This window comes from Corynebacterium sp. ACRPQ, from assembly GCF_022347225.1.
In the GTDB taxonomy this organism is placed as follows: Bacteria; Actinomycetota; Actinomycetes; order Mycobacteriales; family Mycobacteriaceae; genus Corynebacterium; species Corynebacterium tuberculostearicum_D.
On sequence record NZ_JAKRNF010000011.1, the window covers coordinates 52,227 to 75,285 of the forward strand.

The 23,059-nt window shown below is 61.7% G+C and carries 21 protein-coding genes and 1 tRNA gene; 11 read left to right on the forward strand and 11 right to left on the reverse strand.

Features of this window, described 5'->3' with window-relative positions:
* Positions 1-11: 11 nt before the first annotated feature.
* On the reverse strand, positions 12-272 hold the full coding sequence (locus tag MHY24_RS07835; RefSeq protein ID WP_204610507.1) for a hypothetical protein: 261 nt from the start codon (positions 270-272) through the stop codon (positions 12-14).
* A 227-nt stretch (positions 273-499) separates the two neighbouring features.
* Positions 500-583: transfer RNA gene (locus tag MHY24_RS07840), tRNA-Ser, on the reverse strand.
* Positions 584-760: 177 nt separating this feature from the next.
* On the opposite strand from MHY24_RS07840, the gene MHY24_RS07845 reads away from it, so the two are divergent.
* A complete protein-coding gene (locus MHY24_RS07845) occupies positions 761-1,717 on the forward strand; it encodes an NAD(P)H-quinone oxidoreductase (protein ID WP_239229378.1) in 957 nt (318 codons plus the stop codon).
* Here the strand turns inward: MHY24_RS07845 and MHY24_RS07850 are convergent.
* Positions 1,714-2,970, reverse strand: a complete 1,257-nt coding sequence (locus MHY24_RS07850; RefSeq protein WP_239229341.1) for an aminotransferase class V-fold PLP-dependent enzyme — start codon at positions 2,968-2,970, stop codon at positions 1,714-1,716. The genes MHY24_RS07845 and MHY24_RS07850 overlap by 4 nt on opposite strands.
* A 213-nt stretch (positions 2,971-3,183) precedes the next feature.
* Here MHY24_RS07850 and MHY24_RS07855 point away from each other — a divergent pair, with 213 nt between their 5' ends.
* The 3 genes from MHY24_RS07855 to MHY24_RS07865 all read left to right on the forward strand — a co-directional run bounded on the left by MHY24_RS07855 (position 3,184) and on the right by MHY24_RS07865 (position 5,883).
* Positions 3,184-4,035, forward strand: coding sequence for an ABC transporter permease (locus tag MHY24_RS07855; protein ID WP_239229380.1), 852 nt, complete (start codon positions 3,184-3,186; stop codon positions 4,033-4,035).
* 46 nt (positions 4,036-4,081) lie between these two features.
* Complete coding sequence (locus MHY24_RS07860) at positions 4,082-4,885, forward strand: ABC transporter ATP-binding protein (protein ID WP_005323203.1); 804 nt, start codon at positions 4,082-4,084, stop codon at positions 4,883-4,885.
* A gap of 74 nt (positions 4,886-4,959) precedes the next feature.
* Positions 4,960-5,883 (forward strand): glycosyltransferase, encoded by a 924-nt coding sequence (locus MHY24_RS07865; RefSeq protein WP_239229343.1) that lies wholly within the window; start codon positions 4,960-4,962, stop codon positions 5,881-5,883.
* On the opposite strand, the gene MHY24_RS07870 is transcribed toward MHY24_RS07865, so the two are convergent.
* Genes MHY24_RS07870 through MHY24_RS07885 form a run of 4 tightly spaced genes read right to left on the reverse strand, consistent with a single transcriptional unit; the run spans position 5,880 to position 8,011 of the window.
* Positions 5,880-6,176 (reverse strand): GtrA family protein, encoded by a 297-nt coding sequence (locus MHY24_RS07870; protein ID WP_204610512.1) that lies wholly within the window; start codon positions 6,174-6,176, stop codon positions 5,880-5,882. The two genes, MHY24_RS07865 and MHY24_RS07870, sit on opposite strands and share 4 nt — an antisense overlap.
* Positions 6,177-6,617, reverse strand: a complete 441-nt coding sequence (locus MHY24_RS07875; protein ID WP_005323207.1) for a GtrA family protein — start codon at positions 6,615-6,617, stop codon at positions 6,177-6,179. It lies immediately after the preceding gene.
* Between the two features lie 11 nt (positions 6,618-6,628).
* The gene (locus tag MHY24_RS07880; RefSeq protein WP_204610513.1) at positions 6,629-7,537 is read right to left on the reverse strand and encodes a hypothetical protein; all 909 of its coding nucleotides are present in this window, start codon (positions 7,535-7,537) and stop codon (positions 6,629-6,631) included.
* A 9-nt stretch (positions 7,538-7,546) separates the two neighbouring features.
* Positions 7,547-8,011 carry a hypothetical protein gene (locus MHY24_RS07885; RefSeq protein ID WP_239229347.1) on the reverse strand — a complete coding sequence of 155 codons (465 nt, stop codon included), beginning with the start codon at positions 8,009-8,011 and terminating at the stop codon, positions 7,547-7,549.
* Positions 8,012-8,045: 34 nt separating this feature from the next.
* Here MHY24_RS07885 and MHY24_RS07890 point away from each other — a divergent pair, with 34 nt between their 5' ends.
* The 5 genes from MHY24_RS07890 to MHY24_RS07910 all read left to right on the forward strand — a co-directional run bounded on the left by MHY24_RS07890 (position 8,046) and on the right by MHY24_RS07910 (position 16,362).
* Positions 8,046-8,321, forward strand: a complete 276-nt coding sequence (locus tag MHY24_RS07890; RefSeq protein ID WP_198492349.1) for a hypothetical protein — start codon at positions 8,046-8,048, stop codon at positions 8,319-8,321.
* 126 nt (positions 8,322-8,447) lie between these two features.
* On the forward strand, positions 8,448-9,863 hold the full coding sequence (locus MHY24_RS07895; protein WP_005329755.1) for an FAD-binding oxidoreductase: 1,416 nt from the start codon (positions 8,448-8,450) through the stop codon (positions 9,861-9,863).
* A gap of 37 nt (positions 9,864-9,900) precedes the next feature.
* Entirely contained in the window at positions 9,901-10,659 is a 759-nt protein-coding gene (locus MHY24_RS07900; RefSeq protein WP_239193984.1) for a decaprenylphospho-beta-D-erythro-pentofuranosid-2-ulose 2-reductase, read from the forward strand.
* Positions 10,660-10,853: 194 nt separating this feature from the next.
* Positions 10,854-12,830, forward strand: coding sequence for a galactan 5-O-arabinofuranosyltransferase (locus MHY24_RS07905; RefSeq protein ID WP_239229357.1), 1,977 nt, complete (start codon positions 10,854-10,856; stop codon positions 12,828-12,830).
* A 73-nt stretch (positions 12,831-12,903) separates the two neighbouring features.
* A complete protein-coding gene (locus tag MHY24_RS07910) occupies positions 12,904-16,362 on the forward strand; it encodes an arabinosyltransferase domain-containing protein (protein ID WP_239229358.1) in 3,459 nt (1,152 codons plus the stop codon).
* Here the strand turns inward: MHY24_RS07910 and MHY24_RS07915 are convergent.
* From MHY24_RS07915 to MHY24_RS07925, 3 genes are all read right to left on the reverse strand, one after another.
* Positions 16,301-17,677, reverse strand: a complete 1,377-nt coding sequence (locus MHY24_RS07915; RefSeq protein WP_239229359.1) for a PepSY domain-containing protein — start codon at positions 17,675-17,677, stop codon at positions 16,301-16,303. The two genes, MHY24_RS07910 and MHY24_RS07915, sit on opposite strands and share 62 nt — an antisense overlap.
* A 63-nt stretch (positions 17,678-17,740) precedes the next feature.
* On the reverse strand, positions 17,741-18,634 hold the full coding sequence (locus tag MHY24_RS07920; RefSeq protein WP_239229360.1) for an alpha/beta hydrolase: 894 nt from the start codon (positions 18,632-18,634) through the stop codon (positions 17,741-17,743).
* A gap of 39 nt (positions 18,635-18,673) precedes the next feature.
* Entirely contained in the window at positions 18,674-20,608 is a 1,935-nt protein-coding gene (locus MHY24_RS07925; protein WP_239229361.1) for a M13 family metallopeptidase, read from the reverse strand.
* 42 nt (positions 20,609-20,650) lie between these two features.
* On the opposite strand from MHY24_RS07925, the gene MHY24_RS07930 reads away from it, so the two are divergent.
* Together MHY24_RS07930 and MHY24_RS07935 are read left to right on the forward strand one after the other, a co-directional pair.
* Complete coding sequence (locus tag MHY24_RS07930) at positions 20,651-21,232, forward strand: hypothetical protein (RefSeq protein WP_239229362.1); 582 nt, start codon at positions 20,651-20,653, stop codon at positions 21,230-21,232.
* Complete coding sequence (locus MHY24_RS07935) at positions 21,233-22,084, forward strand: PrsW family intramembrane metalloprotease (RefSeq protein WP_239229363.1); 852 nt, start codon at positions 21,233-21,235, stop codon at positions 22,082-22,084.
* A gap of 100 nt (positions 22,085-22,184) precedes the next feature.
* Here the strand turns inward: MHY24_RS07935 and MHY24_RS07940 are convergent, their stop codons facing one another.
* Positions 22,185-23,045, reverse strand: a complete 861-nt coding sequence (locus MHY24_RS07940; RefSeq protein WP_239229364.1) for a hypothetical protein — start codon at positions 23,043-23,045, stop codon at positions 22,185-22,187.
* Between the last annotated feature and the right edge of the window lie 14 nt (positions 23,046-23,059).

Sequence of the window (23,059 nt, forward strand, 5' to 3'; positions counted from 1 at the left end):
AAGACCGCAGCCTAACGGTCGATTTTGGTCTTATGCTCCTTATTTCGCGCAAAAAGGAACCATACAAGTGGCCCGAGGAATGGGTAGGCAAATGCCGCCATCACCAGCAATACCTTGACGCCAACGCTATATCCCGAACGGATGATGGAAATGAGAGAGGCCAACCAAAAGACCAACAGCCCAATAACGATGACGGCTCCTAGCCCGCTCCATAGCCAGTCATACGATGCCGGTATCTGGTCCTCTGCCAAGTAGGAAATGCAACTTGTCATAGTCGCCTCGACGTTAACGGTGTTTGAAAGTCCGTACCTCAAGGTAGGAGCTCAATGTAAACGCTGACTGGCCGTGGACTTAATTTTCACTGCCTCTCGGCGCATCCGTCCCAAAACGTGAGTAGGCACCCTACCGGATCGGTAGGGTGCCTTAATACTGCACTCTCTCACTCAGAAGCTATAAGCTTCTATGCTCCTTTAATTTAGAAAGGAAGCTTAGGCAGCTGCGGAGACGGCGGGATTTGAACCCGCGGAGGTATTACCTCGCCGGTTTTCAAGACCGGTGCATTCGGCCGCTCTGCCACGTCTCCATGGTGTTCTTCGAAAACGCTCATCGTGCCTACGAAGCAACTTGGTCAGTGTACTAAATAGATAGCCCGGTTTCCCAAAAAGCCACCTGCAGCACTGAATGTCACCGTAGGATACTCCGAATTTCGTGGCACAGGACACACAAGGTTCGTTAGATTGGGCCCATGACTAAAACACACATGAAGGCCATCGTTCAGACCGACCCGCAGGATCGTCGGTCCTTAGAGCTCCGCGAAGTCGCTGTCCCGCAGCTGCAACCAGGTGAAGTACTCGTCAAGGTACACGCTGCCGGCGTTAATCGCGGCGATATCTTGCAAACGATGGGCGCCTACCCGCCACCACCGGGAGCGTCCGAAATCTTAGGCTTAGAAGCCGCAGGCACCATCGCGGATGCTGGTGATACCGATTGGGAGGTGGGCGCTGAAGTGGGCTGCCTGCTAGCAGGAGGCGGCTACGCCGAATACGTTGCGGTTCCGCAGGGCCAGCTGCTTCCCGTGCCCAAGGGGTTGAGCGTTGAGGAAACTGCAGCGGTGGTTGAGGTCGGATGCACCGTGTGGTCCAACCTGGGCATTGAGGCGGGCCTTCACGAGGGCCAGCGCGTCCTCATCCATGGCGGAGGCGGCGGCATTGGCACTTTTGCCATTCAGGTAGCCAAGGCGCTCGGCGCAGAGGTGGCGGTGACGGCCGGTTCACAGGAGAAGCTGGAGCGTTGCCGCGAGCTGGGCGCCGATATTCTCATCAACTATAAGGAGCACGACTTCGTAGAAGAGTTGAAGGGAAGCTGCGATGTCATTTTGGACATCATCGGTGCGAAATATCTGGAAAAGAATATGAAGTGCCTGGCTAAGGACGGCAAGCTCATCATCATTGGCATGCAAGGCGGTACCAAGGCGGAAATCAACTTGGGCGCTATGCTGCCCAAGCGCCTGACCATCCAGGGCACGACGCTGCGCGCCCGCGACTTAGAAGACAAGGCACAGATTGTGGCGGGCACGGTAGAAAATGTGTGGCCCATGTTGGAAGACGGCCGCGTAAAGCACGCGCTGCATGCTACTTACCCGCTTGCCGACGCCGCCCAGGCCCACACCGCCCTAGACAGCGGCGAGGTCACCGGCACCTTGGTTCTTACCGTTTAAGCCAGCGAGGCTACGACGCGGATGAGATGCTCAACGTCGTGATAGGTGTTGAAGGGGCCGAGCGCAACAGTAACGGCGCCGCCAATTTCTTCCACGCCCATCTCCGTAAGCAACGGGGTCTGCGGGGCAAGCGTGGTAACAAGTCCGTTATCAAAGAGGCGCTTGTAAACCGTCTCGGCCGGAACACCCTTTACCGCGAAGGTGAGGCGAGGCAGGCGATCGTCGGAGGCGCCCGCGGCCGCCTCCCCGGTCACGCCGAGGATATGCACGGCGGGCAGGGTGCTCAAGAAGGAATAGAGGTCAGCGCGCAGATCCTCCAAGTAGACGCTGAGCGCATCCATGGAGGTGCGCAGACGCTTGCGGCGCGAGCCGCTCTCCCCACCGGCGAGGGCGGCAAGATGGTCCACGAGCGGTCCGACACCGCCGGCCAAGCCAGAGGAAATGGGTGTTTCCAGCTTGCGAGAACCCTTGCCGGTATGCACCGGATCGAGGGCGTCGAGGCGGCGGAACATGCGGGTATCGCGGAAGACAAGCGCCGCTAGCTGCGGTCCGCCCAGCAGCCCCAGGTCGAGGCCCAAGATATCGGCGCCGAGATCATCAAAGTTGATGGGGCGGTAGGGAGCGATCGCGGAGACGTCGAGAAGCGTCCAGGCGCGGGAGCGCTCATGGACGGTGTCAATGATCTCGGCGGCCGGGGATACCGTGCCCAAAAGCTCGTGCGCGGCGGAGAAGGCAACGAGGCGCGTGGAGCCATCGACAAGCTCGGCAAATTGGAAACCTGGCAGCTCACCCGTGCCCAAGTCTGGCTGGGCCCAGCGGGTTTCTGCCTTGACCTCAGAAAATGCCGAGTACAAAGACGGTGGATCCAGCTTGGAGAGCACCACCGAAGAGTTGCTGCCCAACAGCGGGCGGGCCGCGTGCGCCAAGGACTGGTACAACACGGGCAAGGACGGGCCAAGCACCACGCGGTCCGCCTTGGACCCGGTCATATCCGCTACAGCCATGCGTGCGGCGGTGTAATTACCATCGCCTTCCAAACGGCCCGGCGCGGGAGTGGCAGAGTGGGCGCCGCCTGGGCCCTCCTGGGTGGCCACTGCGGTGGACATCCGGAAGGAGCGCGCCACGCCGGAGGCGACGCGCTCAGAGATTTGGGGGACCGCGTGCGCGTTGAGGTAGGTCCAACCATCAGATAGCCCGGTGTATAAACCGCGCACACTGAATACGTCGTAGTGTGCCGAAGCTCCTGCTGGCATTACGGTCCCCTTCTTTATCGCGCTAGGCATCGCCACACAGTGGCGGTCGGTTCCCTACTGTATACGCGTTTGGCCCAAGTTTCCCAAATTTGAATTTTCGCTGGATACCGCTGTTTTCGCAGGCTGGCGGCGTGTAGTTCCCGTTTGCCCAGCCCGCGCGCTAGGGTGTTGAGCGTGCAAGATAACAATCAACTGCGCGCTGATATCGCCCGCATGACCTCCCAGCCAGACGGCGAGGCCACCCCAGCGTCCCAGTCCGAGACCCTCAAGGCCGCCTTCGCGGACCTGGCGCAGGGTGCACAGCAGCGCGAGCTGTGGTTCAAACTGGGCATTCAAGATATTAAGCAGCGCTACCGCCGCTCTGTCCTGGGCCCGTTTTGGATCACCATCGCCACCGGCGTGATGGCCCTCGCCTTGGGCCTGTTGTATTCCATGCTCTTCCAGATTCCCGTCGCGGAGTTCCTCCCCCACGTCACCGTGGGCCTTATTATGTGGACCTTTATTTCGGGCTGCATCAAGGAAGGCTCCACGGTCTTCATTGACAACGAGGGCTTGATTAAGCAGCTCCCCGCCCCGCTGTCGGTGCACGTTTACCGCTTGGTGTGGCGCCAGACGCTGTTTTTGGGCCATAACCTCATCATCTGGTTGCTGCTTATCCTTATCTTCCCGCGCAGCCTAGGCTGGGAGTTCTTCCTGTTCCTCCCTGGCTTGGCCTTGTTGCTGGTCAACGGCGTGTGGGTCACGATGTTCTTTGGCATCATCGCTACCCGCTTCCGTGACGTCGCTCCGCTGCTTGAAGCACTGACCCAGCTACTGTTCTACGTCACCCCGATTGTGTGGATGACCAATACCTTGAAGGACCAGGGCGGGGCGGTGGCCGGTCGCGCCCGCATCGCGGAAATCAACCCGCTCTACCACTACCTGGAAATCGTCCGTGCGCCCATGATCGGCGAGCCGGTGGCCGCCTACCACTGGTGGATCGTCATCGGCTGCACCACTCTCGGCCTGCTCATCGCCGGCTTGGTCATGCGCAAGTGGCGCTTCCGCGTCAGCTACTGGGTTTAAGCCCACGCCCTGCACTTCCTGAGATTCCTCGAAAGGATACAGACTGATGGTCTCGATTGATACGTATAACGCGTGCGTGGACTTTCCCATCTTTGATGCCAAATCCCGCTCGCTAAAGAAGGCCATGCTTTCTTCGGCCGGCGGCGCCATTGGCAAAAATGCCCAGAACACCGTCGTGGTGGAGGCGCTAAAGGATATTAACCTGCACCTGCGCGAGGGCGACCGCGTGGGTTTGGTGGGCCATAACGGCGCCGGCAAGTCCACCCTGCTGCGCCTTTTGTCTGGCATTTACGAGCCCACCCGTGGTTCTGCCGATGTGCGCGGCCGCGTGGCCCCCGTCTTTGATTTGGGCGTGGGCATGGACCCAGAGGTCTCTGGCTACGACAACATCATTATCCGTGGCCTCTTTTTGGGCCAGTCCATCAAGCAGATGAAGAAAAAGATGGATGAGATTGCGGAGTTTTCTGAACTCGGCGATTATCTCTCCATGCCGCTGCGCACCTATTCCACCGGTATGCGCGTGCGCTTGGCGCTCGGCGTGGTGACATCCATTGAGCCGGAAATCCTGCTGTTGGATGAGGGCATCGGCGCCGTCGACGCCGCTTTCATGGCCAAGGCTCGTGTGCGCCTGCAAGAGCTGGTGAAGCGCTCCGGCATCCTAGTCTTTGCCTCCCACTCCAATGACTTTTTGGCGCAGCTGTGCAATACCGCGCTGTGGATCGACCATGGCGAGATCCGCTCGGTGGGCGAGGTTTCCGAGGTCGTCGGTGAATACGAAGGCCCTGAGGTGGGCGAGTACGTGCGCGACCTGCGCGAGCGTTTTGAAAATGAGGACACCAGCGGCAACTAGCAGCACTCTTTTTCGCATCTCGCTTCCGCTGGGCGGAGTGTTTCTGCGCTAGCCCGCCCCAGCCCAGTGGCAAGATGGAACCCATGACTGCCACCCTGACTTCCACCGGTCCCACCGCCGCCGTCATTGTTACCCATCAGCGCGCCGAGCTACTGCGGGCCTCGCTTGAACAGGTAGTCCACCAAACCCACCCCGTGCAGTGGGTAGTCGTGGTGGATAATGGCGCGGAAGATGCGGTGCGCGAACTCGTCGAATCCATGGCGGGTGACCGGGGCGTCTACGTGCCTTCGGAAACCAACCTGGGCGGCGCCGGTGGCTTTGCGTTGGGTTTTCTCACCGCGCTGTCTTTGGGCGCCGATGCCGTGTGGTGTGCCGATGATGACGGCCGCCCTGCCGATCACGCGGTACTAGCGGAGCTATATCGGGTAGCCGAGGCCAACCACCTGCATGAGGTCTCCCCGGCGGTATGCAATATTGCCGATCCCGGCCGCCTCGCCTTCCCCCTGCGCCAGGGGCTGGTATGGCGCCGCCGGATGGACGAGCTGGAGGGCGATTTCCTGCCCGGCATCGCCTCACTTTTTAACGGCGCGCTGATTTCCGCCGCGGCCATGGAGATCATTGGCGTGCCGGACTACCGGCTGTTTATCCGCGGCGATGAGGTGGAATACCACCGCCGGCTGGTTAATTCCGGGCTCTCCTTCGGCACGGCGCTGACCACCAGCTACCTGCACCCGGACGGATCGGATGAGTTCAAGCCCATCCTGGGTGGCAAAATGCATACCCAGTACCCAGAAGGTGAGTTCAAGCGCTTTTTCACCTACCGCAATCGCGGCTACCTGCTGTGGCAGCGCGGCATGCGCAAGCTACTGCCCCAGGAATTTGCCCGCTTTGGCTGGTTCTTCTTAGTCCAGCGCCACGACCCGGCCGGCTTTATCGAATGGCTCAAGCTCCACAACCGCGGGCGCCAAGAAGATTTCCGCCGGCCGCACCAGGGCTAGGACGGATCCTGCTTGGCGACGACCCGGACCCCCGCCTTCCTAAAAATAATCCAGCGTTGCACCGCAAAGTTCACCACGGTGGCGGTGCCCTGCGAGATGGCAAAGGCCACCGCCCGCGCGGGATCGGCGCTCAGCAGGCCGACGCCGATCTGCAGGAGCCAGGTTAAGGAGACGTCGATAAGCGCGGCAAGTGCCCCCGTCACCGCGAACTTGGCGCTTTGCGCGCGCAGGCTGGTCGAGCGCGAAGCCCGCTGGGCCGCGCCGCGCCACGTCCGTGGGGAGGCTGCTGCCATCTATTTTTCCTTAAAGATAAAGGCCCTTTGAATGGCAAAGTTGGTCACCGTGGCCACGCCTTGGGCGATGACGAAGGCGATGGTGTCTTTCACCGCCCCCTCAAAGCCGAGGGCCATAAGCGGCTCATTGAGCACCCAGTACAGGAAGTTTTGAACCGCAAAGGTAGAGGCGTACAAGATGCCCACGGTCGCGGCCGTGCGGCCAGATACCTTCGCCCCAAAGGTCCACCGCGCATTGGCCAGGTAGGCGGCGATGGTGCCAAAAACCCAACCGATGGCCTTGGCGGCAGAACGGTGCAGCCCCAGATAGGTCAATAAAAGCGTGAGACCATAGTCAATGGCGGCGGTAAATACGCCCACGGAAATAAAACGCACCAGCTGGGTGTGCAGCGAGGTGGATGAGGGCTTTACTTCTACGGCGTCGTCAGCGGAATTAGTCACGAGTGAGTAGCCTACCCGCGCAAGAGCGCTCGGTACATGTCCAACCGATCCACCGGCGCGGCGGATTCGGTGCCATAAGCGCCGATCTCGGCCAATTGCTGTAACGACGCCGCGCAAAGCTGCCGCACGTCGGCGCCGGAGAGAGCTGTGCCATCGTCATTGACCCAGCCGAGCGCATCCATGGTGGTCTCCACGACGGAATCGGTCAGCTCCGCGCCGCCCATACAGGAAAGGGCAAGCGCCATGGACCAAAAGGCGTCTTTGCCTTCATGGGTCACCTCGCGCGGCAAGCTGGCGAGCACGCGGGAAGCATGCGGTGTGAGGTCGGTTTCCCTGCCTAGGTCCATCGCTTGCAGCAGCGGGACGAAGTCATAGAGTTTGGTGCGCTCAATTAAATCGCGCACGGGGGACGATACCGCGGAAAAGACCTCATCGGTAACTTCCTGTCCGGTCAATTCACGGTTGACGCTGGTCAGCTCAAAGGGCTGAAAGAGCGATCCGGAGCCGCCCACGCACAGCGCCTCTGGGGTGCCATTATCGCGGGGATAGATCTCGGCTACTACCAGGTCGAAGTCCCACAGTCCCCAGGCGAAGTCGACTTGATCGCCTTCGCGCCACAGGAATTCGGAGGCCTGGCGCTCCGGATCGATGCGCGGGCCACGGGCTTCGGTGTGTTCATAAAAGTGCCAGGGAGATTCCTCCTCCGGCAGGCCAAAGCAGATACGCAGAACGCGGTGCAGCTCGGTGAAGGTCAGGGCATCGCTAAAACCAATCTGGCGGTGCACCTCGCCATCGGCGCGAATATTCGCGGCTTGGCAGATGATGGTGAGGGGCTCGCGCTTGAGGGATACCACGCTATCGGCGCGTTTGGCCCGCGCCTGTGCGATATCGGTGACCCCTGCATTCATGAGCCCCACCATACGCAAGTTTTAGGAAGCTAGTTTTGCAATATCGCGCGCTTCCAGTTCACTAATGAGGAACGTCAGCGCCGCCCCAATGGCGCCCAAGAGGGTCCACGGCCGCTTGGCGCCGCGCTTGCGCAGGAACTTCACCATCCGGCGGGAAAGGGCAACGTTCATCCACCCGCCCAGGATGAGCAGGAGCACCACTGCGGCAAAATTAGCCCACGGCTTGAGGCCCTGATCGGAACCATCCTGCGGCGAGCGCGGCTCATCGCCATCCTGCTCGGCGTGCGCGTTGGTATAGGCCACCAAGGCGCCAAAGCCAAAGAAAGACAAGGTATACGCGGTGATCAAACCGCCCTTGGACGTGATCCAATCCGGATAGGAGGTCGCAATGCCCACGGCGGCGGCCTGGGTGATACGGCCAGCCAGGGTGTCATCGAGGGCGTAGTTGTCTTGGCGCTGATCGTGCGTCTCACGGTTGTTGGTCATAGCGACTACTTTAAGCGGCGGTAAGCTAATGCGCATGTACTCGGAAAAGACAGAGCATATGACGCCGGCGCAGCAGGCAGCACAGGATGTGCGCGCAGAGGACGATAAGCGCAACGGCCACTTCGAGGCCACGGAGCATACCGATGTGCCGTTGAGCCCTTTCATGACTCGCCTGATGGCAGAGGAATTGCCCATGCTGGATTCCTCCTCACGGGCTCGCGTGTATGAGCTTTTGCGGGAGTACGACGGCCCGATTATTGAGTCCCAGGAGGAGCTGCCGGAGGAGATCCGCACACTCATGGATCTGTAAACGGGCACATTCGGGCAGTACAAGCGTCCGTTTTGTTCCGAATATCACTCGCGTCACTCCAGCCACCCTCCTGTGAGCTAGGTAGGCTAGAGAAGCGACATACATCCGTCGAGCAAAGAGTAAGAGATGGAATTACATACTACTGAAAAGTCCCTGCACGGCTGGGGCCGCACCGCCCCGACGACCGCCCACGTGCTCGCCACCGAAGACGTGGACGTCATCAAGAAGGCCGTGGCCCAAGTTGCAGAAGATAACTCGGATAAGCCCGCCCACCTGCGCCGCGGCGTCATCGCCCGCGGTATGGGCCGCTCCTACGGTGACCCCGCCCAAAATGGCGGCGGCCTGGTCATCGACATGCAAAAACTCAATAAGATCCACTCCATCGACCCGGAGTCCGCTCTGGTGGACGTCGATGGCGGCGTCACCTTGGACCAGCTGATGAAGGCCGCCCTGCCGTATGGCCTGTGGGTTCCGGTTCTGCCGGGTACCCGCCAGGTCACCATCGGTGGCGCAATCGGCCCGGATATTCACGGCAAGAACCACCACTCCGCCGGTTCCTTTGGTGACCACGTGGTCTCCATGGAGTTGCTCGTGGCCGATGGCCGCGTACTGCACCTGACCCCGGAAGGCTCCGAGGATGACCCGAGCGGCGACCTCTTCTGGGCCACCGTCGGCGGCATGGGCCTGACCGGCATCATCTTGCGCGCCACCATCCGCATGACCAAGACGGAGACCGCTTACTTCATCGCGGATACGGACCGCACCGATAACTTGGATGAGACCATCGCCTTCCACTCCGATGGTTCCGAGCACAACTACACCTATTCTTCCGCCTGGTTCGATGTCATCTCACCAGAACCAAAGCTGGGTCGCTCCACCATTTCCCGCGGCTCGCTGGCCACCCTGGCACAGCTGGAAGAGCTCGCCCCGAAGCTGGCCAAGGACCCGCTGAAGTTCAATGCGCCGCAGCTGATGACGGTGCCGGATATCTTCCCGTCCTGGACCATGAATAAGCTCTCCCTCTCCGCTGTGGGTCTGGCGTACTACACCATGGGTGCACCGGCGAAGAACCAGGTCAAGAACCTGACGCAGTTCTACCAGCCGCTGGATCTCATCGGCGAGTGGAACCGCGGCTACGGTTCCAAGGGCTTCCTGCAGTACCAGTTCGTGGTACCGACCGAGGCTGTGGAGCCGTTCAAGGAGATCATCCGCGATATGCAGCGCTCCGGCCACTACTCCGCCCTCAACGTGTTCAAGCTCTTCGGTGAAGGCAACCGCGCACCGCTGTCCTACCCGATGCCGGGCTGGAACGTCTGCGTGGACTTCCCCATCCGTCCGGGCCTGGGCAAGTTCCTGGATGACCTGGACCGCCGCGTGATGGAATTCGGCGGCCGCCTCTACCTGGCCAAGGAATCCCGCACCTCCGCGGAGAACTTCCACAAGATGTACCCGGGCATGGAAGGCTGGCTGAAGACCCGCAACGAGATCGACCCGACCGGCGTCTTTGCCTCCGATATGTCCCGCCGCCTCGAGCTGCACTAATCACTGGAAATAACACCTTTAAGGAGATTTACTGACCATGCTTAATGCAGTAGGCCAAGCACAACACATCCTGCTTCTGGGCGGCACCTCTGAGATCGGCCTCGGCGTCGTCTCCGAGTTCCTGCAGCGCGGACCGGCCAAGGTCACCCTGGCCGCCCGGCCGGAGTCCCCGCGCATCGCCCAGGCCAAGGCTGACCTGGAATCCCGCGGCGCTGACGTAGAGGTCCTGGACTTCGATGCCACCGACTTCGACTCCCACCCGGACGTTATCAATAAGGCCTGGGCCCGCGGCGACGTCGACGTGGCCATCGTTGCCTTCGGCACCCTGGGCGACCAGGAAGAGCTGTGGCAAAACCACGACAAGGCCGTCGCCTCCGCACAGACCAACTACACCGCACCGGTGTCCGTAGGCGTGCTTTTGGGTGAGAAATTCAAGCACCAGGGCCACGGCACCATCATCGCTATGTCCTCCGTGGCAGGCATGCGCGTGCGCCGTTCCAACTTTGTCTACGGCGCCTCCAAGGCCGGCGTGGACGGCTTCTACATCAACCTGGGCGAGGCCCTGCGCGGCACCGGCGCCAACGTGCTGGTCGTCCGCCCAGGCCAGGTGCGCACCAAGATGTCCGCCGAGGCTGGCGACGCCCCACTGACCGTCAACGTCTCCGACGTTGCCGAGGCCACCGTCAAGGCCGTGCTCGATGGCAAGCAGTCCATCTTCGTACACCCACTATTTGAGTACGTTTCTTTGGCATTCAAGTTCATCCCGCAGGCCGTCTTCCGCAAGCTGCCGTTCTAAACGCCGCAGCTTTCCGCGCTGGCGCTAGCCGGCCGGCTCGCCTCCGCCCCGCCCCCGCTCTTTCGCTTCGCCGCACACCCGCAGCGAGGGAGGTGACGGGGGCGGTGGTGTATCAGGGGGACGTCGGCAAGCAAGTGCTCACCTGCCCGCGCCAAATCTAGGCTGCGGGGCTTGGGTATGCGAAACTAATGGGCATGACAAGCACCGCTGTACCCGCCCAGTCAACGCCCGTGAGCGAGGAAAACCGCACCGAGGCCTATCGCGCCGATGCGCTCACTCCTCGCGCGACCCTGCTGGGTATTGTGCTGGCCGCCCTGGCCGGTGGCGTGGTGACGCTGCTGGGCTGGTTTGCCTTCAAGACGGTCTCGCTGCCGTCCTTTAATACCTCCATGGTCACCCGCGCGTTGACCACGGTGGGTGTGGTGCTCACGCTGGCCCTGGCCGGCGGGCTGTGCGTGTGGTGGCTCTATGACCACTACAAGGAGTCCTTTGCCCGGCCGCGCTGGCGGTCCTGGCTGACCTACGCGGTCACCTACCTCTCCCCGGCCCTATTGACCCTGGCCGCCGTGGGCCTGCCGCTATCCGCCTCCCGCTTGTGGCTCGATGGCGTGCAGGTGGACCAGGCCTTCCGCACGCAGTTCCTCACCCGTTCGGTGGATGAGATGGGCTATGCGGATATGAACTACCAGGACATGCCGTCCTTCTATCCGATTGGCTGGTTCTGGTTGGGCGGCCGCTTGGGTGCGCTCATGGGAATTCCGGGCTGGGAGGTCTACCAGCCCTGGGCGCTCATCTCCATTGCCGTAGCCGGCTGTATTTTGGTGCCCATCTGGCAGCGCCTGACCAGTTCCCTGCCGGTCGCCACCGCCATCGCCCTGGTGACCACCGCGATTACGCTCACCATCGCGGCCGAGGAGCCCTATTCCGCGGTCATTGCCATGGGGCTGCCCGCCGTTGCGGTACTGAGCGCCCGCGCCTTCCGCGGCTCCGGGCTGGCTACCCTGGGAGTAACGCTCTACCTGGGCATTTCCGCTACGTTCTATACCCTTTTCACCGGTGCGGCCGCACTTACCGTAGTCACCCTCATCGCGCTGTTTACCGCACTCTATGAGCATACGTGGCGCCCCATCCTGCGCCTGGTAATCATGGCGGTAGGCTCCATTGCCATCGCGCTTATCGCCTGGGGGCCCTACCTATGGTCGGTCATGCACTCACCGGTGCCGCTGCAGACCACCGCGCAGCACTACCTGCCGGAGGAAGGCACGCAGATTCCAGTGCCCTTCTTGTCCTTCAGCATTGTGGGCTTCCTCTGCCTCATGGGGCTTATTTACATCGTTATCCGCCTCAATGACGTGGAGGTACGCGCGCTGGGCATCTCCCTCCTTGGCACCTACCTGTGGACCGTGGTGTCTATGGTGGCAACCCTGGCCGGCACCACGCTGCTCAGCTTCCGCCTCGAGGTCATCGTGGTGCTCCTCTTTGCCACCGCCGGCATCCTGGCCTTGGCAGAGATTCGTCTACTCGGCGTGCACCACCTCTACCCGGCGCGTTTCTCCCACACCACCAATAAGCAGATCACCGCGGTCTTTGGCATCATCTTGGCCCTGGCCGGCGTCTTCTATGCGCAGCAGATCCCAGAGGCTAACGAGGACGCCATCGATCACGCCTATAGCGATACCGATGGCTACGGCGAACGCGCGGACCGCTTCACCAGCGATTCCGCCCACTACTACCTAGATATCCACAACTTCATTCAAGACCAGGGCTATACGCCGGATGAGACGGTGGTGCTCACGGATGAAAAGACCTTCATGTCTTATTACCCCTACTGGGGCTTTAACGCCTTTACCAGCCACTATGCCAATCCCTTGGGCGAGTTCAGCACCCGCAACGAGCAGATTGAAACTTGGGCCAATGACTCCTGGGACATGCAGCCGGAGGAGTTCCGCAAGGCCTTGGATTCTGCTCCCTGGCGCAGCCCGGATGTCATGATGTTCCGCGGCGACCTGGAAAATAAGGACGATGGCTTCAAGTTCCACTTGGCAGAAGATATCTATCCTAACCAGCCGAATATTCGCTACCGCGCGGTCTTCTTCAATGCCGACGTTTTTGATAAGGGCTGGAAGTTGCAGCAAACCGGCCCCTTTGTAACAGCCGTTCGCACCAAGTAAGTTCACCCACACTTCCCGCCCGCGGCAGGGTGTGCCCGCGGGCCGAGGGGTTATCTGACGTAAACTAATCGCCGTGTCAGATAGCCTCACTACGAATACCACCCAAGCGCGACCTGCCGCTGCCGGCTCCCGCTTCACCGCCGCCCCCGCGGGCCTGCGGTGGACTGCAATCATTGCCGGGCTGATTGGTTTCCTGTGTTTTGTAGCGACCCCGCTACTGCCGGTAACCCAAACCCAGTCCTCTTATGATTGGCCGCAGCATGATTCCGTGCAGTCCATCAACGCGCCGCTCATTTCCGTCGCCCCGGAGGACCTGAAGGCCACCATCCCCATCTCCGCAGTCGATGAACTGCGCGAGGGCCAGTCCATGGTCTACGGCACCGTCCCACCGGAGTCCAAGAAGGCCTCCAACCGCGGCCTTTTCGTCCGCGCGAATGACGAGGGCCTGTCCGTCGTGTCCTTGGATGAGGTGCTGCTTACCCTCAACGCCAAAGAGGTAGCCAAGCTCCCCAAGGACGCCAAGATTGACATTTCCGCTACGGGCGATGGCACCTCCGTGAGCGTGGACGAGCATGAAAAGACCACCGAGGAGGATCTGCGCCCGCAGGTCACCGGCGTCTATACCGAAATCGACGATAAGGCTGACGTGCAAGCCCTGCTTGACGACGGCCTCAATGTCCACGTCGATATCAACTCCCGCTTTACCTCGTCCCCGACGTTGATCAAGACCATTGCCATGTGGCTGGGCATCGCCATGGTGGTCGTGTCCCTATTCTGCCTGTGGCGCATCGACCGCCTCGATGGCCGCCGCTTCGGCTTCATGCCCGAGACGTGGAAGAAGGTACGCCCGCTCGATGGGGTGGTCGCTGCCATTTTGGGATTCTGGTACATCCTCGGCGCCAATACCTCCGATGATGGCTTCATCTTCTCCATGAGCCGCGTCTTCGATCACGCGACCTACATGGCCAATTACTACCGCTGGTACGGCGTGCCGGAGGCGCCCTTCGGCTCCCCTTACTATGACCTGGTTGCCGTACTCTCCCAGATTTCTACCGCCTCGGTCTTCGTGCGCCTGCCGGGCCTGATTTCCGGGCTCATCATCTGGTTTATCCTCTCCCGCGAGATGCTGCCGCGCTTTGGCCAGCTTGTCGACGGCCGCCAGGTCGCCCACTGGACCGCAGCGCTGATGTTCCTAGCCTTCTGGCTGCCGTATAACAACGGCACCCGCCCAGAGCCCATCGTGGCGCTCGGCGTGATGTTTACCTGGGCTTCCTTCGAGCGCGCCATTGCCACCCGCCGCCTGCTTCCGGCGGCCGTGGGCACCATCGCCGCAACCATCACACTGGCCGCCGGCCCCACCGGCCTTTTTGCCGTGGGCGTATTCCTCGTCAGCCTGCCGCACCTCTTCCGCGCCATGGCCGAGCGCGTGCCATCCATGGGCGGTAGCGCCCTCGGCTGGCTTTCGCTCATCGCGCCGTTCCTGAGCGCTGGCACCGCCATCATAGTCGCCGCCTTTGGCGACCAGACGCTATCTACCGTTCTGGAGTCCACCCGCGTGCGCTCCGAGGTCGGCCCCTCCCTGCCGTGGTACGCCGAGTACGCGCGCTACTCCACCCTCTTCCAGGAATCCGTGGATGGCTCGCTGACCCGCCGCTTCGCGGTCTTCACCATGCTCTTCTGCCTGGTGCTCATCGTGGCGGCCTTTATCAAGAACCGTCGCGTCGTTGGTGCTGCCGTCGGCCCGACCCAGCGCCTGCTCATCATCGTGGCGCTGTCCATGTTCTTCCTCATGTTCACCCCCACCAAGTGGACCCACCACTTTGGCATCTACGCCGGCGTGGCCGGTGTCATCGCCGCCCTCGGTGCCGTGGTGCTCTCCCAGTTTGCGCTGCGTTCGCCGCGCGCTCGCACCTTCGCCATCGCCGCGGTGGTCTTCTTGCTCGCCATCTCCTTCGCCGGCTGGAACGCTTGGTGGTACGTATCCTCCTTTGGCATTCCATGGTGGGATCGCACGGTGCAGCTCAAGGCCATCGAGGCCAATAAGGTGCTGCTCGCCATCGCCCTCATCATCTTCGCCATTGGCGTGGTGCAGTCCCTGCGCCATAGCTACCGCAAGTCCCAGGCAGAAGAGGCGGGCGCACTCGCTGAGTTTGAAAAGAATGCCGCCGCCAAGGTTTCGCGCTCGGCCGGCATCATGTCCGCGCCCATCGCCCTGGCCTGCGCCATCGTGGTAGCGCTTTCTTGTGCTTCCTTTGCCAAGGCCACCGTCTCCCAGGCGGATTCCTACTCCGTGGGCAAGGGCAACCTAGCTTCCCTGCGCGGCAATACCTGCGCGCTGGCGGATCAGACCATGGTGGAGACCAATACCAATGACTCCTTCCTGACCCCGGTGGACGGCGACTTGGGCGATTCCCTGGTGGATGAGGACGAAACCCACACTGGTTTCGATCCGAACTTCATCCCCGAATCCATCGAGCCGGAAAACCAGAACTCCGCCTCCGTGGGTGCCATCGCGGATGGCTCCAGCGATTCCTCCTCCGATAGCGCCGAGACCGCTACCTCCGGCGCGGATGCTGAATCCGGCGGCGCGAGCGATTCCGCCGACTCCCAGGAGTCGAAGGAAAAGAAGGACAAGAAGTCCAAGGAAACCACCAATACCTCTGAGGGCGGCGTGCGCGGCACCAAGGGCGTCAATGGTTCCACCATGCACCTGCCGTTCAACCTGGATTACACCAAGGTGCCGGTGCTCGGTTCCTATAACGAAGACCAAGACTCCACCTCTGAGGTGACCACTAAGTGGTATAACCTGCCAGAGGCCAAGGACAATACCCCGGTTCTCGCCGTGTCCGCAGCCGGCAATATCTACCACCACGATGTCAACGGGGTGGAGCAGGAAGGCATGGAGCTTAGCCTCGAGTACGGCACCATCGATGACTCCGGCAAGGTCACCAATACCGGCGAGGAGGAACTCTCCGCCGTCGGCGCCACGCCGAAGTGGCGCAACCTGCGCCTGCCGCTGGATAAGCTGCCGCAGGACGCCAATGTGGTGCGCCTGGTAGCCACGGATGATTCCACCGATGAGGATGATTGGCTGGCCTTTACCCCGCCGCGCGTGCCGGAGCTGGATACCATCAATAACCAGTTCTCCAAGGACACCCCAGCGCTGCTGGACTGGGCCGTAGCCCTGCAGTTCCCGTGCCAGCGCACCTTCGACCACTTTGCCGGTGTCACGGAAATCCCGGAGTACCGCATCCTGCCGGATTCTTCGGCACAGACCTCGCTGACGGACTTCCAGTCCTTCTCCGGCGGTGGCGCCATGTCCACCGCGGAGGCGGTCAACTACTCCTACGAAATCCCGAGCTACCTCAATAATGACTGGGCCCGCGATTGGGGCGCCATTGAAAAGTACGAGCTGCGTACCGATTCACAGGGCAATGCCCCAGTCCCCGCCGAGATCGATTATGAGGACATTACCCGCTCCGGTCTGTGGCAAGACTCCGAAATGAAGATTCGCCCCGAGGGCGAGGAATAGTCTCACCTGCGGCAGCGCCTCGGCCCCGCTGCGGGGCGCGCAACCGCCGCACAATCCAATCGCCTAGGAAAAAGATCATTAGCGAGGCGCCAAAGAGCGGCGCGATGATCGAATAGGCCACCACCCCCGCCAGCACGGCGGGGGTAATTTTTAGCTCAGGCAGGCCGCGGCGCGGCTTTATCCACCACATCCACAAGCCTGCGCCACTCACCACGAGCAATCCCAAAGCCAGCGCCGCCAAGGCGATCTGGCTATAGATACCGAAGAGCGTCCCCATGTGCAGCTGGATGAGCCACGAGGTTAACTGTGCGGCAAGCGGCCAGTCGGCGGAATTGATGCGGTCAATGACCTCTCCATTCGGGGTCACTGCTACGGCATCACTGCGCAGCTTAAAGGCCGCACGAGCCTCGCGCACGCCCCACGCATCGCCTGGCTTTTCCGGTGGGGTCATCTCCAGAACCCCGGTCAATCCTTGGCTGCGTGCTGCCGACAATGCGGTTTGGGCCCCGGCAAGTTTCGCAGCGCCCTCGTGTCCCGCATGACCCGCATGGCCCTTGTGACCAGCGTGGCCGGAATGCTCCCTCGCTTCGTTGCTAGCGCCCGCTTCCACAACGGAGGTTGCCACAGACGGTTCCTTCCAATTCAATTCCTCGCGCACCTTGCCAATCGCGGTACCCGCCACCAGCGACCACGTCAGGCCGGTGACGGTCAGGAAGAGAAAGCCTGGCAGCAACCAAGCGCCCACGCGGGCATGCAACGTCAGCGGCTTGGAAAGCCGCTTTCTATTCTTCTGCTTACGCTTAAGCCACAGGTAAAGGCCAAGGATGCTCAGCGCACCGAGCCACGAGGCCGCAAGTTCGGCATAGAGGCGGCCAGGCTCGCCCAGCCACAGGGTGCGATGGCCATTGGAGGCCCACGTACGGAAGGGGAGCGCGCGGGATCCGCCATATTGTTGTAGTTCGCCGGTGATATGCAGATCCACCGGATCCACAAAGACGGCGCGGGTGTAACTGGCGTTAGGTGCGCTGGGGTCTGCGAATAGCACGCGGGTGGTTTCCTGCGGATCCTCGGAAGGCTCGACCTGAACCACGCGCCCATCTGGGTGCTCGCGCTGGGCGGCGGCAATCTGCTCGTCTAGGCTGCGTGGGTTGCCTGGCGCGGTAGCGGTTACCTCATCGTGGTAAATCCACGGTTCAAAGGTGGGTGCCAAGGCGTAGAGAAAGCCGCTTAACGCTGCGACTATGAGGAAGGGCGCGATGATAACGCCGGCGAATTTATGCAGGCGCGATAGCGCGCCATGGGTGGATATAGTCATGCGGAACTAGTCGCACCCTTGTTGAAACTAGTTCCCTTTTAGTATGGAACCGCCAGGAACCTCTTATTTTTCTAGCTCGCCTGCCAGGAACGCCGCCGCATCCCGCACGCGCTGCCGCGCCACCGCCGGAGTAGATACGCGGTGGGTGGAAATATAATCGCGTGCAGCCGCACCTGGCACGGAAACGCGCGCGGCAATCTCATCCTCGGTGGCGGTCTGCACGAAACTGTGCGGACCTAGCTCAAATAGATCCGCTGGGATGTCGTATCCAGCGCGCAGGTCCTCCGGCAGATTTGCCAGGGCGCCGAAGTCGGGGAAGGTGAGCAGGAGGGCGTCGGCAGGCGCCAGCGCCGCTAGCGCCCCGCCGGAGGAATAACCCCAGGTAGTAACGCTGGAAGCACCCTGCGCGCGGGCATAGTCGATGGCCTGCTGCACGGCAGTGACCATGTCTGCCAAGGTGTGCTCGGGGGCGAGCGGATAATCCACGTCAATAATGGTGGTGCCGGATAGCTGCGCGGCGGCGGCTACCTCGGGGCGCCACTGCATCTCCAGCGCTTGGCCATCGCCGCGCCACCAGCCGCCCGAATGCAGCGATACCGCCCACCGGCCGGTGGGCGTGCTGGGCCGGAAAATGGCACCCACCTCAGACTCTTCTACGCTGATGCCCTCCGTGTACGCAGTACCTGGCAGCGCATGATCCACCGCAGTACCAAGCACCATCATTGCCGCATGGGTAATGCGATCCGGCAAGAGCGCGCAGTATTGGTCCGCCTCAGGGGAGCCGCCCCCGGCCCACGGCGGGCGAAAATCCGGGGTGTCACAGTGGGCGTCGATATAGGCAACGAGCTGCTCAAGCTGTTCCTTTTCCTCCATCTGGCGGTCTTGGCCGCCGATGTGCCATTCCTGGCCGGGCTCCAGCGGGCGGTGCGGGTCCTGGTTAGCATCTGCGTTAGTCATGCCACCGAGCCTACGCGCACCGCCTAGCGGCTAAAAGGGCTACCAGATGGTGACGCGGTCCTCTGGCGCAATGTACATGGCAGAATCCTCCGCCACGTCAAAGGCCTCGTAGAACTCCGCGATATTGGCAGCGATGAGGTTGCAGCGGAACTCCGCTGGCGAGTGCGGGTCAATGGCCAGGTACTGGGTGGCCATCTCTGGACGGATGGCGGTGCGCCAAACGCGGGCCCAGGCGAGGAAGAAGCGTTGTAGGCCGTTGTAGGTGTGCTCGGCCAGCTCTGGCTCGGCGCCTTCTACCTCGAACTTCTCCTCCTTTCCCTGCAGGTCAATGCCCTTATCGGCGCAGTAGTTCTTGAAAGCCACCACGGCGATGCCCAGGCCACCGAGGTCACCGATATTCTCGCCCAGGGTGAAGCTGCCGTTGACACCGGTGGAGTCGATGCCAGCCTCCTTGAGCACCGTCGGTACCTGTCCATTGAATTGCTCCACCAGCTTGGCGGTGAGCTTTTCAAAGGCCGCGCGGTCCTCCTCGGACCACCAGGAGTTCAGGTTGCCCTGGCCATCAAATTGCGAGCCCTGGTCATCAAAGCCATGTCCAATCTCGTGGCCGATGACGGCACCGATGGCGCCGAAGTTTTCTGCGGCATCAGCATCCGGGTTATAAAACGGCGGGCGCAGGATGGCGGCCGGGAAGGTGATGTCATTGACCACCGGGTTATAGAAGGCGTTGACCGTCTGCGGGGTGGTCACCCATTCATCGCGGTCGGCCGGCTTGCCAATCTTGGCCAGCTCAAAGTCATGGGAGAAGGCGGAACCGGCGCGGGCATTGGCCAGCAGGTCCGCACCCTTGCCAGAGACCTCGAGCCCGGAGTAATCGCGCCAGGAATCCGGGAAGCCAATCTTGGCCTTGAACTGGGATAGCTTTTCCAGCGCGCGCTCGCGGGTGGCCGGCGTCATCCACTCCAGCTGGGAAATGCGCTCACGGTAGGCGGCGATGAGGTAGTCCACCAGCTCATCCATCTCGCGCTTGGAAGAGGCCGGGAAGTGCTTATCCACAAATACCTGGCCAATCTCTTCGCCCACGAGGGACTCGGCCAAGCCCACGGCGCGCTTCCAACGGTCGCGCTGCTGAGTAGCGCCGGAGAGCTTGGTGCCATAGAACTCGAAGTTCTTCGCGCCTACTTCCTCCGGCAACATAGCCGCGCGGGAGCGCAGGATGTGCCAGGTGGCCCACAGCTGCCAATCGGCCATGCGCGCGGTGGTAAAGAGGCTCTCGAAGTGCTCGAGGTAGGACGGCATCATATTAACCACGCGGTGCTCTGGCAGGTTGCCGCCGGAGAGCAGAGCGCGGGTCATGGTGGGCAGCTCGCTAAATTCGCAGGGGTTATAGGTCTTAACCGCATCGCGGGTGGAGACCACGTCCCAATGACCAGCGGCCAGCTCCTTTTCCAAGGCAACGATGCGATGGGCGGCCACCTCGGCGCCCAGGCCAAAGAGGCGGGCTGGGTCGAGGAATTCCAGCATCTCGGCCACGTGCTTTTCATAAGCACTCAGCGTTTCCCCGTGGGCTTCCTCGCGGTAATAAGCCTCATCCGGCAGGCCCAAGCCGGATTGGATGACATAAGCAATGGCATCCTCGGAACCGGAGTCCTTGGACACCCAGAAGGTCACCGGGGAGCCGACGCCGGTGCGCTCAAGCTCACCCAGGCGCTGCGCCAGTTCTTCCGGGTCGGCCGCGCTCAGGCGGTCCAGATCCGCGTCCAATGGAGCCATGCCGGCCGCGTTGACTCCCTCGGTATCCATAAAGGAGGCATAGAGCTTGCCCGGGCGGCCGGTGTCCTTGTCCACGATCTCATGGACGAGTTCTTCGGCTTCGTCGCGCAGCGCGTGAAAGGTGCCATCCACGCCGCGATCATCGGGAATGACGTGGCTTTCCAGCCAGGGTCCATTGACTAGTTGATAAAGATCTTTCATGCTTGCCACTCTAGGTCAAAGCAGCAAGATAAGGTGTGGGCTATGGAATTTTATCGCTTTCCTCCAGCGCATCCGCGGCGCCTTTTCTTAGCCGTCATTGCGTTCGTAGCGGTGGTTCTCGCCCTGCCCATGATCGTGCAAACGGCGCTAGGGGATTCTTCCGCGGACGTCGAGCAGGTCACCCTGACCGAGCCCAGCCAGGATTGGGAGATTGACGTTGCCGATCTCTACTGCGAGCGCGATTATGAATCCCTCGCCAGCATCGGCTGGACCTGCGGTGATGTCAGTGTGCAAGCCACCCTTACCGAGGATGCCAAAGACGATGCCACCACCTTGCGCCGCATGGTCCGCGCCCTAACCATGGCTTCCCTGCCGGCCGACGCCCCCACCTTTGACGGCACTAATGGAGCGCTCCTGCTTGCCGACGCCCCCTCCTCCACCGCCGCCCTCTCCCTCGACGGCACCGGCGAAGACGAAAACAAGGATTGGGTGGTCACCGTGACCGGCAAGGGCGATCAGGCCTGGGCCACCACCTCCCGCATCTGGCATGCCTTCGGCCAAGAGGAACTGCCCGCCGATGCCGAAGCAGAATTCGCTGACTTCTCCGGGGAGTTGATGTATTAGATGTCCAAGCTCTTTCGCACCACGCTGTGGATCCTCTCCGGTGTTGGCCTCATCGCGTTCTTGGTCCAGACGCTGAGCACATTCTTAATCTCTCCCCTGATGGGCCTGCTCAGCCTGCTCATCGCCGCCGTGCTCGTAGCGCTGGTCATTTACCTGCTGCAACGCAGCCCCATGTGGGCACGCCCGGCGCGCCTGTGGGCCCTACTGGCTTTCCTTTGGGGCGGCGGGGTGGCCGTAGCCCTAGCGCTGATCAGCTCCGGTCCCGTCATGCAGCTCGCCATTGGCTCCGGCTGGGTTGATTCCATGATGTCGTGGAGCGGTGCCTATCCGGAAGAGATTTCTAAGGCCACTGGCGTAATTTTCGTGCTCATGTCCTTCCGCCAGCTCAACCGTCCGTGGCATGGCTGGATAGTGGGCGCAGTGGTGGGCCTAGGCTTCGAGGCCTGCGAAAACATCCTCTACGGCGCCATGGGTGCCACCATGCATCCCGATAGCGATATTCAGGGCCTTGTTGAAATGTGGGGCCTGCGGCTTATCGCCGGCCCTGGCCTACACGTCTTGCTCACCGCGCTGGCCGGCTGGGGCATCGGCTGGGCGCTCTATGCCGCCGCCAAACCGCTGTGGTGGCGCATCGGCGTCTTTCTCGGCTGCCTAGCCGCCGCTTTCCTCCTGCACTTTTGCTGGAACTACATGCACGATTCCGAGGTGGCCGCCATCATCCAGGCCGTCACGGTAGCGCTTATCCTCTACCCGCTGAGCATATGGCTGGTGCTGCGCGGCAATAAGCTCGCCAAGGCCGATGAGAGTTATAGCCACAGCACTGCCGACGACGCCCTCGCCTACATCCGCTAGAGCCGCCGACCACTCTGCACAACAAGCACGTTTCGCCCTTTTCATGCTCCGTGAGAGACGAAACGTGCTTGTTCTGCATTTTCTCGAGCCTCTAAAAGCCCTAGTTGCACACGCGCATCGGCGTTACCTGCGCCAGTGCTCGATTAGCGCTCGCGCAAGCCTGGCGCTCGTAGTTCGCTGCCGTGCGGGTGGCATCGCGTACAGCCTGTCGCGCTGGGCCTTGCAGGTGCAGATCGTGCTCGATACGAGCTCCAATGGCCTCGCTCGAACCGCCGGGGATTGCGCCTGGGGCATTATGTACGGCGCGGGTGACATCTGCGGTATGGGTGGCCGCATCACCGTAGGTATTGGCGGCGACGGTAAAACCAGAGGCGGTGGATACCGAAGCATGGATGCGGCGATTATCGGACCAGCCAAACTTGGTACCGATAACCCCAGGAATCCGGGAGGTACCAAAATCCTGCCGGTAGCCATCGGCAGCCACGGGAGCGGCAGTAGCCATGCCGGTCCTGATGGGTGTGGCAACGGGATCGTGCTGGATACGCGAGGTAAACCGCGCTACATCCTCGGTGGAGGTGGTCGTTGTCCCCCAGTAGCCGGTGTAGTGCGTTTCGCGCAGGCCAAACTCGTGGATGATGCTGGGGATGGCCTGCGGGTAGCGGCGGTCCAAGTCGGTAGCCACGTTGTCATCGCTCACACGAATCATATGCTCCACGCGGGCTTTATCAGCCGGTGCACCGTATTTTAGAACCCAATAGCCCAAGTAGAGCTTGCTCAAAGACAGCGCGGGGCGAGACTCATGGGAATTAGCGGTGGACACCGTGGCCCCAGAATCGTGGCGGACGGTGATTTGGGTGCGCGCGGGCACAGCGTGCGGGTCGAGAGTGACAGCCTGGGCGGCGGGGATGGTAACGAGGGAGAGTGCGGTAACCAAGGAGCCTACCGCCAGCTTTTTCATCATGAAAATATCCTAGC